Consider the following 9,098-nt stretch of genomic DNA (forward strand, 5'->3'; position numbering starts at 1 on the left):
TACATATTCTAAAAAACATTTAAGATTAAGTTGAAAAAGAACCTTATGAAATTCAGTCTTATGCTCATTGCGGCATTTTGCTCCTTGTTTTTTGTATCTTGCGAAAAAGATAAACCATCCCAATCAATAGAGATGGCTATCGGAGAATATGAATTGGTAGATGTGCATTGGGAGGGCTTACCCTTAGATTTAGATAATGACGGAGTAGCTCGATATGCTCTTTTGCATGAATACAAAAACTTGTTAGGATATTTTGAAACGAATCATATCGCTACAGTTGGATACAAGAAATCTACAGAAATAAAGGTTGAGACACAGCTTGCTTTCCCTGAATATATTGAAAAAAATGGAAATTTTAAGATACGTGGATTGAAGTATATACCTATGAGTATCGGGTTGGAGAATATTGATTCGCCAAGCTCATACCAAACCATTCAATTCAAGAATTATGACAAGTCGGATGCTGACTTATCTGATATTTATTCTGTTACCGCTTTAAGTTTTGCGGATAATTCTTTCAAGCTAAAATTACACTGTACTTTGTTACATGTGGACATATCAGATAATTATCAGGATTTGGAAACAAACTATTTGGTTTACACATATAGAAAGGAAAAGTGACATAGCGGCATTCTAATATTATTTGGATTGTATGATTTCTTATTTAATGCTTCTTTCCAATTTGAATATAATTACACGATGTCATTGCTTGCCAACATGGATGGCAACGAAGATCGTTATAACTCAAAATGCTAATTCAAAATAATATAGTCCATTCAGATTAGGAGAATAATAAAAATCCCAAATCCCATTTCGAGGCTCCAACATTACAGTAGTACAACTAGATAGAATAAGGCTTTCCGGCATGCATATAAACATTTCAGACGTAATGCACTCTCCAGTACATTACGTCCGAAATATCAAATACTTTATTTATTTCCCTTCCAGCAAATCCGGACGCAAACGCTGGGTCCGTTCAAGCGACTGCTGGAACTCCCATTCACGAATCTTCGCTTCATGGCCGGACAGCAAGATGTCGGGCACCTTCCAGCCGTTGTATTCTGCCGGACGCGTGTACACCGGAGGAGCCAGCAGGTTGTCCTGGAACGAATCGGACAAAGCCGACTGCTCATCGGAAATCACTCCCGGAATGATGCGGACAATCGAATCGGCAATCACCGCTGCCGCCAGCTCGCCGCCCGTGAGCACATAGTCGCCGATACTGATTTCCTTCGTGATGAAATGCTCGCGGATGCGGTAGTCGATGCCCTTGAAGTGTCCGCACAGAATAATCAGGTTCTGCGACAGCGACAGCGTGTTGGCCATCTTCTGGTTAAACTGCTCGCCGTCGGGCGTCGTGAAAATCACCTCGTCGTAATGACGTTCCGCCTTCAGTGCAGAAATACACCGGTCAATCGGCTCAATCTTCATCACCATGCCGGCACATCCCCCGAACGGATAGTCATCCACCTTACGGTAACGGTCGTACGCATAATCGCGCAGGTTATGGATGTGAATCTCGGCAATTCCTTTCTTCTGAGCACGGCTCATGATGGAGTAATTGAAGAATCCTTCAATCATTTCCGGCAATACGGTTATAATGTCTATTCTCATTTGTCTGCGATTGTTTTTTGCAAAAGTACGAATATTTTTGCTACTTTTGCATGAAAACATTACGCTTTAATGTCATGACAGAAATAGAAAGAATCGACCAGCTGCGTGAAGAGTTACACACGCATAATCATAACTACTACATTCTCAATGCACCCACCATCAGCGACCAGGAATTCGACCGGCTCATGCGCGAGCTGCAGGATTTGGAGGCGAAACACCCCGAGCACTACGACGAGAACTCGCCGAGCGTACGCGTGGGCAGCGACCTGAACAAGGAGTTCCGCCAGGTGGAACACAAGTATCCCATGCTCTCACTGGGCAACACGTATTCCGAGACAGAGGTACGGGAGTTCTACGAACGTGTGCGGAAGGCACTGAACGAGGACTTCGAAATCTGCTGCGAACTGAAGTTCGACGGTACGTCCATCTCTCTGACTTACGAAAACGGACGACTGGTGCAGGCGGTGACGCGTGGTGACGGGGTACGGGGCGACGACGTGACGGACAACGTGAAGACCATCCGTTCCATTCCGCTGCGTCTGTCGGGCGAAGGCTATCCCCGCCGGTTCGAAATCCGGGGCGAGATTCTGATGCCGTGGACGGTGTTCGAGGAACTGAACCGCGAACGCGAGCAGCGTGAAGAGCCGCTCTTTGCCAACCCGCGCAATGCGGCTTCGGGTACGCTCAAGTCGCAGAACTCGGCAGTTGTGGCTTCGCGCAAGCTGGATGCTTACCTATATTATCTGTTGGGCGAGGAACTGCCGCACGACGGGCATTACGAGAACCTGCAGGCAGCCGCAAGCTGGGGTTTCAAGGTGTCGTCGCACATGCGCAAGGCCCGCACGCTGGAGGAAGTGTTCGACTTCATCAACTACTGGGATTTGGAACGCAAGAACCTGCCGGTGGCTACCGACGGCATCGTGCTGAAGGTCAACTCACAGCGCCAGCAGCGTAACCTGGGCTTCACGGCCAAGTCGCCGCGCTGGGCCATCGCTTATAAATTTCAGGCGGAACAGGCTTGCACCAAACTGCTGAAGGTGACGTATCAGGTGGGGCGTACGGGAGCGGTAACCCCCGTGGCCAATCTGGAACCGGTACAGCTTTCGGGTACGGTGGTGAAACGTGCTTCGCTCCACAATGCCGATATCATCGAGTCGCTCGACCTGCATCTGGGCGATATGGTGTACGTGGAAAAGGGCGGCGAAATCATTCCGAAGATTACGGGAGTAGATAAGGATGCACGTCAGGAAGGAAGCGAGAAGGTGACCTTCATCACACACTGTCCGGAATGCGGCAGCCGACTGGTACGCTATGAGGACGAAGCCGCACATTACTGCACGAACGAAGACGGTTGCCCCACACAGATAAAGGGCCGCATCGAGCATTTCATCAGCCGCCGCGCCATGAACATCGAAGGGCTGGGACCGGAAACCGTCGACCAGTTCTATCAGGAGGGATTGATTCACGACGTGGCCGACCTCTACACGCTGCAGGCTGCGGACATCTGCCGCCTGAACCGTATGGGTGAGAAATCGGCCGAGAACATCATACAGGGAGTGGAGAAATCGAAGACCGTTCCTTACGAACGCGTCATCTTTGCACTGGGCATCCGCTTTGTGGGCGAAACCGTGGCCAAGAAAGTGGCCCGTGCCTTCCGCTCCATCGACGAACTGAAATCGGCTACGCTGGACGACCTGATTCATGTGGACGAAATCGGCGACAAGATAGCACAGAGCATCCTGCGTTATTTCCACAGCGAAAAGAATCTCCAGCTCATCGAACGCCTGCGTGAAGCCGGAGTGCAGATGGCCGTCAGCGAAGAAGAGACCGCCGGACAGACCGACAAGCTGCAAGGCCAGTCCATCGTCATCAGCGGCGTATTTGCCCGCCACTCACGCGACGAGTACAAGGCGCTTATTGAGAAGCACGGCGGAAAGAACGTGGGCAGCATCTCCAAAAAAACGAGCTTCATCCTGGCCGGAGAGAACATGGGGCCCAGCAAGCTGGAAAAGGCTGAAAAACTGGGCATCCGCATCGTAAACGAAGAGGAGTTCCTCGGAATGATTGGCGAATAAAGTGCCATTCCTTTACAAATTATTTATAAAAGGCAAAAAAACGATTAAATCTATAGGTTAAATTGAAAATATTCGTACTTTTGTACACTTGTTAAAGCGATTATATTTCATTTATGATAGTAAGAAGACTGAAAGGAATGGGAGTGGCTTTGATTACTCCCTTCAAGAGCGACGGTAGCGTGGACTATGACGCGCTGGTGCGGCTCGTGGAATATCAGGTACAAAATGGGGTGGATTTTCTCTGTGTATTAGGTACCACTGCGGAAACACCGACACTGACGGAAGAAGAAAAAAGACAAATCAAGGAAGTGGTGATAGAACGCGTCAACGGTCGTGTACCTATTCTGTTAGGTATCGGAAGCAACTGCACGCAGACGGTGCTCAACACGCTGAAAAATGAAGACTTTACAGGGGTGGATGCCGTGCTGGTGGCCGTTCCTTATTATAATAAACCTTCGCAGGAAGGTCTCTACCAGCACTATAAGGCTATTACCGAAGCTACCAAGCTTCCCATCGTGCTCTACAATGTGCCGGGACGTACCGGTGTGAACATGACGGCGGAAACCACCTTGCGTCTGGCACGCGACTTCAAGAACATCGTGGCCATCAAGGAAGCATCGGGCAATATCTCGCAGATGGATGACATCATCAAGAACAAACCGGAAAATTTTGACGTAATTTCGGGCGACGACGGCATCACTTTCCCGCTGATTACCTTGGGAGCCGTGGGCGTTATTTCCGTCATCGGAAATGCCTTTCCGCGTGAATTCAGCCGCATGACTCGCCTGGCACTGGCCGGCGACTACAACAACGCGCTGACCATTCACCACAAGTTTACGGAGCTGTTCAAGCTGCTGTTCGTCGACGGTAACCCTGCCGGAGTGAAAGCCATGCTCAGCATGATGGGAATGATTGAGAACCGTCTGCGCCTGCCGCTGGTTCCCACCCGCATCACCACTTACGAGCAGATGCGCCGCATACTGGATGAACTGAAAATTAAATGCTAAAGGAATCACGGCAGAAGCCTGCCGTGACCGCATAAAAAAAGAGATTTCAAATTTTGTACAGACAAGTCTGTCTAATTTGAAATCTCTTTGCTTTTTGTTGTATCCAAAGTCATCTTCTTCAAAGGGCGGGCATCAATTTTCTGCCTGATACAGAAGCGATGCCAGTTCGGAGGGAGTTACATTCTTCGCCACAATGGCTCCACGGTCATTCACCAGGTAATTGATGAATCCGTGCTTCAGGTCGTACGACCTGAATATCTCCGAATTTTCACCTTCCATTTCCTGATAGACGTTATCGCTGATACCGTCCTGACGAACCGCCGCATTGAATACAGACTGGTAGCGGTCAAACGAAATGGAAATCATCTCAACACGGGCATCGTCCGAAACCACATTGTGCAATCTGGCATTGCGGGTACGCGATGCGGCATCGTAACTGGCCCAGAAACTCAGCAGAATGTAATTGCCTTTAGAGGCTTGCAGGCTGAGCGGCTGCTTTTCTTTTCCGAGTACTAACTCCGGAGCCTGTGCTCCAAGCGGAAGTTTCTCGGTGGGAGTCTTTCTCGTGTCAAATGACAGAGAAATGAAGGAACTGAATACTAATACAACAAAAAACCACTTTACATTTTTGAGCATGTAATTTGATTTTAGTTAATACTATCCGGTACTGTGTCCTTACAGTGATTTCCTGCCCGGAACATTACTTCTGTGACCGGAACAGCGGACTGCCCGGCCACGTGAATCTGGGAAATCCGCTGCAAATATACGCTTTATTTCCTGAAAAGACTCAGAAAATCCTATTATTTTATGTTTTTAAGCATATTTTTTAAGTTTCATCTGAAGCATCTCCCCATTTTCTGCCACGTAAACGTACTTGTCGGCACCCCGGTCTTCCACTTCCACACGGTAATAATTCCCGGTTTCTGTTTCAAAAAATTCCACGTCGTCAACCTCCATTCCGCTTCCTGACAAATCAGCCAAAGCTTGGCGTACGCCCTCGGGAAGGGTACGGTATTCGCGCGCTTCTATTTCGTATGTGGTATGTATCCAAGAAAGGACTCCATCAGCCAGTTTGTAGTACACTTCTTTCTGACGGCCGCCGTCACGGATTTCCACTTCGATACCTCCTTTTTCTTCTTCAATATCCAGAATCACAGCCTGAGGATATTTTGCCTTTACCAGATTCTTCACTTCGGAAATCTGTTCGGGGGCTACAGGCATATGTTCTCCCCATTCGGCCTCTTCACCAATCAGCGTACCGTCTTCCAGATAGGTAAGTTCATATTCCTTTTCACCCGATTCCACTTCAATGACGTAAATCACGCTTGCATCGGTTTTCTCAATCTTATCCACATCGTCTACCTTCCACGAAGCATACGCCCCTGTCTTGAAAGCATCCTGCACGGCTTGCGGTAATTGTGTAAAAGGAATGTCATACTCCGTCATTACCCAGACACCGTCGGAAGTAAACCATGCCTTGTTTTCATATCCGTTATCTACGAATCCGGCTTCATAAAACTGACCTTTCTGCTCCCATCTCACACTCGAAGCATTCGGATATCGGGTATCGAAAGCTTCTTGCAAGTTGGCCGATACTTGTACGTGGTTGTCATCGTCTTTATCACAGCTCTGCAGGCCGACTACACCTAGTGTCATCATTGCCCAAAATACAAATTTCTTCATAATAAGTGTTCCTTTTTTCTTTTGCTTGTGACAAATGTCCGACATGATTCTGAAAAGAAATTGAAATAGCTCACGAAGTTCGAAAAAAAATGTCATTTCGCATGCCCAGTCTATTTTTATGCGTATATTTGGGCTTAAACAACTTGCAAATTTATTATATGGGAAATATACACAGTATATTATGGGTCTTTTTCTGTCTGTTTTTCTCTACTGTATCGGCCCAAAAAGTTGGACTGGTACTTAGTGGAGGCGGAGCAAAAGGCCTGACACACATCGGCATTATCCGCGCACTGGAAGAAAACAACATTCCCATCGACTATGTCACGGGCACTTCCATGGGAGCTATCATCGGATCGCTCTACGCCATGGGATATTCGCCGGATGACATGGAAAAACTCATCAAATCAGAGGATTTCAAGCGATGGTATTCCGGAGGAATACAGGAAAAATATATCTATTATTTCAAACGTAACCCACCTACACCAGAATTTATCAACATCCGTGTGTCACTGAAAAATCCACTGCACAAGGTAAAGACGCAGTTTCTGCCTTCCAGTGTAGTAGACCCGTTACAGATGAACCTGGCATTTGTGGAACTGTTCGGACAGGCCACTGCACTCTGCCGGGGAAACTTTGACAAACTGTTCGTGCCGTTCCGCTGTGTGGCTTCTGATGTATATAACAAACGCCCGATTATTTTCAAGAAAGGTGATTTAGGGGATGCCGTACGTGCTTCTATGAGTTTTCCAGGCATGTTCAAACCCATTGAAATTGATTCTGTACTGGCATACGATGGAGGGATATACAACAATTTTCCAGTGAATGTCATGACGGAAGACTTTCATCCGGACATCATTATTGGTAGCGTGGTAAGTTCCAACCCGGGAAAACCTCAGGAGGGAGACATCATAGGACAGCTGGAAAGCATGATTATGCAAAAAACAGATTACTCCGTACCCGATTCCATGGGCATCCTGATGACCTTCAAATACGATGATGTGAACCTGATGGACTTCAACCGCTTTGACGAACTCCACGACATCGGATATAAGCGTACCATGGAACTGATGGACTCCATCAAGAACCGGATATCGCGCCGTATGGACTATCGCTTGCTGGAGAAGGAACGCATGGCATTCAAAAAGAAAATGCCTGAACTCCGTTTCCGCAATATCATCATTCATGGAGCAAACGACCAGCAGAAAAAATACATCCGCAAGGAATTCCATAGCGAAGAAGATGGCACGTTCTCTCTGGAAGAGCTTCGGAAAGGATATTTCCGGCTGATGTCATCCGATAATATGATTTCCGAAATTATTCCTCACGCAATATACAATCCTTATGAGAACGATTTTAACCTCGACTTAAAAGTACGCATGAAGGATGACCTTTCACTGAGAGTAGGAGGGAATGTAGGCTCCAACGGGGCCAATCAGGTATATGTGGGGGCTACCTACCATAACTTGAACAATTTATCCAAGGAATTCTCACTGGACGGACAGCTGGGACAAATCTACAATAACTTGCAACTATCCGGACGTATTGACTTGCCAACCCGGTTACCGACTTCATATCGTCTGGTTGCTTCCTTATCTACCTTCGACTACCTGAAGCAGGAGAAACTTTTGAGCAAAGGAAATACTCCTATCTTCAACAAGCAAAAAGAAGAGTTTGTCAAACTGTTTGTGTCCATGCCTTTTCTAAGCCGCCAGAAAGCGGAGTTTGGCATAGGGATAGGCCAGCTGGAGGATCAGTATTTCCAGACCAACGTCATCGACTTTACTTCAGATGTACGTGATGCCAGCAAATATACCATATTTGGCGGTTCGGTAGCACTGGACGGAAATACACTTAACAGCCGGCAGTTCGCCACTTCCGGACGCCGCGAACGACTTGCCGCTCATATCTATACGGGAGTGGAACGCTACTATCCAGGAAGCGAGGATCCTACTTACACAGAAAACTATAAATACATCCAGTCGTGGCTGCAAATAGCCTATGAGCTAGAAAAGTATCATACCCTGAATTCACATATCTCATTAGGCACTTATCTGAAAGCATATTATTCCTCGCGTAACTTTAGCCACAATTACCGTGCCACCATGATGCAGGCCGGAGAATTTGCACCTACAGCCCACAGCAGAATCACCTACAACGAAGCATTTCGGGCTAATCAGTTTGTAGGAGCAGGAATATGTCCGATTTATCAGTTCAACAGCGTACTTCAGGTAAGGCTAGGCATGTATGGGTTCGCGCCAATTTTCCCCATCCGGGAAGAAAGTAACAAGGCAAGCTATGGAAAAGTGTTCTCACAATTCGAATACATGGGAGAATTAGACCTGGTTGTCAAGCTTCCTTTCGGATCCATATGTGCATACCTAAATCACTATAGTTCACCGAATAGCAACTGGAATTTAGGCCTCACACTAGGCTGGCAGATATTTGGAAGCCGGTTTATGGAGTAAGTTTTATCGAAAAAAGTAAAGAAAATATTTGGAAGTTTCGTACAAACTCCATACCTTTGCACCCGTCAAACAAAAAGGACATGGCCGCGTAGCTCAACTGAATAGAGTAGCTGACTACGGATCAGCCGGTTACAGGTTTGAATCCTGTCGCGGTCACTCTCCTTGTTAGTTTGAATGAAATGATTGGCCGCGTAGCTCAACTGAATAGAGTAGCTGACTACGGATCAGCCGGTTACAGGTTTGAATCCTGTCGC

General features: G+C 47.1%; 7 protein-coding genes and 1 tRNA gene. 5 read left to right on the forward strand and 3 right to left on the reverse strand.

All coding sequences use genetic code 11. The features are described 5' to 3' along the window. Nucleotides 1-45 precede the first annotated feature (45 nt). The gene (locus ACMJ0U_RS09065) at nucleotides 46-621 is read left to right on the forward strand and encodes a hypothetical protein (RefSeq protein WP_417129647.1); all 576 of its coding nucleotides are present in this window, start codon (nucleotides 46-48) and stop codon (nucleotides 619-621) included. 312 nt (nucleotides 622-933) lie between these two features. Here the strand turns inward: ACMJ0U_RS09065 and trmD are convergent, their stop codons facing one another. Then, the gene (gene trmD, locus ACMJ0U_RS09070) at nucleotides 934-1,614 is read right to left on the reverse strand and encodes a tRNA (guanosine(37)-N1)-methyltransferase TrmD (RefSeq protein ID WP_022053273.1); all 681 of its coding nucleotides are present in this window, start codon (nucleotides 1,612-1,614) and stop codon (nucleotides 934-936) included. 74 nt (nucleotides 1,615-1,688) lie between these two features. Here trmD and ligA point away from each other — a divergent pair, with 74 nt between their 5' ends. Then, entirely contained in the window at nucleotides 1,689-3,689 is a 2,001-nt protein-coding gene (ligA, locus tag ACMJ0U_RS09075) for an NAD-dependent DNA ligase LigA (protein WP_417129648.1), read from the forward strand. Nucleotides 3,690-3,802: 113 nt separating this feature from the next. Beyond that, a complete protein-coding gene (gene dapA, locus ACMJ0U_RS09080; protein WP_417129649.1) occupies nucleotides 3,803-4,696 on the forward strand; it encodes a 4-hydroxy-tetrahydrodipicolinate synthase in 894 nt (297 codons plus the stop codon). Between the two features lie 132 nt (nucleotides 4,697-4,828). Here the strand turns inward: dapA and ACMJ0U_RS09085 are convergent, their stop codons facing one another. Next, nucleotides 4,829-5,332, reverse strand: a complete 504-nt coding sequence (locus tag ACMJ0U_RS09085) for a thioredoxin family protein (RefSeq protein WP_417129650.1) — start codon at nucleotides 5,330-5,332, stop codon at nucleotides 4,829-4,831. Between the two features lie 177 nt (nucleotides 5,333-5,509). After that, a complete protein-coding gene (locus tag ACMJ0U_RS09090; protein ID WP_417129651.1) occupies nucleotides 5,510-6,379 on the reverse strand; it encodes a PepSY-like domain-containing protein in 870 nt (289 codons plus the stop codon). Nucleotides 6,380-6,537: 158 nt separating this feature from the next. Here ACMJ0U_RS09090 and ACMJ0U_RS09095 point away from each other — a divergent pair, with 158 nt between their 5' ends. Together ACMJ0U_RS09095 and ACMJ0U_RS09100 are read left to right on the forward strand one after the other, a co-directional pair. Further along, nucleotides 6,538-8,844, forward strand: a complete 2,307-nt coding sequence (locus ACMJ0U_RS09095) for a patatin-like phospholipase family protein (RefSeq protein ID WP_417129652.1) — start codon at nucleotides 6,538-6,540, stop codon at nucleotides 8,842-8,844. Nucleotides 8,845-8,926: 82 nt separating this feature from the next. Further along, nucleotides 8,927-9,000: transfer RNA gene (locus ACMJ0U_RS09100), tRNA-Arg, on the forward strand. Nucleotides 9,001-9,098: the final 98 nt, after the last annotated feature.

This window comes from Phocaeicola sp. (assembly GCF_048170425.1).
GTDB lineage: Bacteria > Bacteroidota > Bacteroidia > Bacteroidales > Bacteroidaceae > Phocaeicola.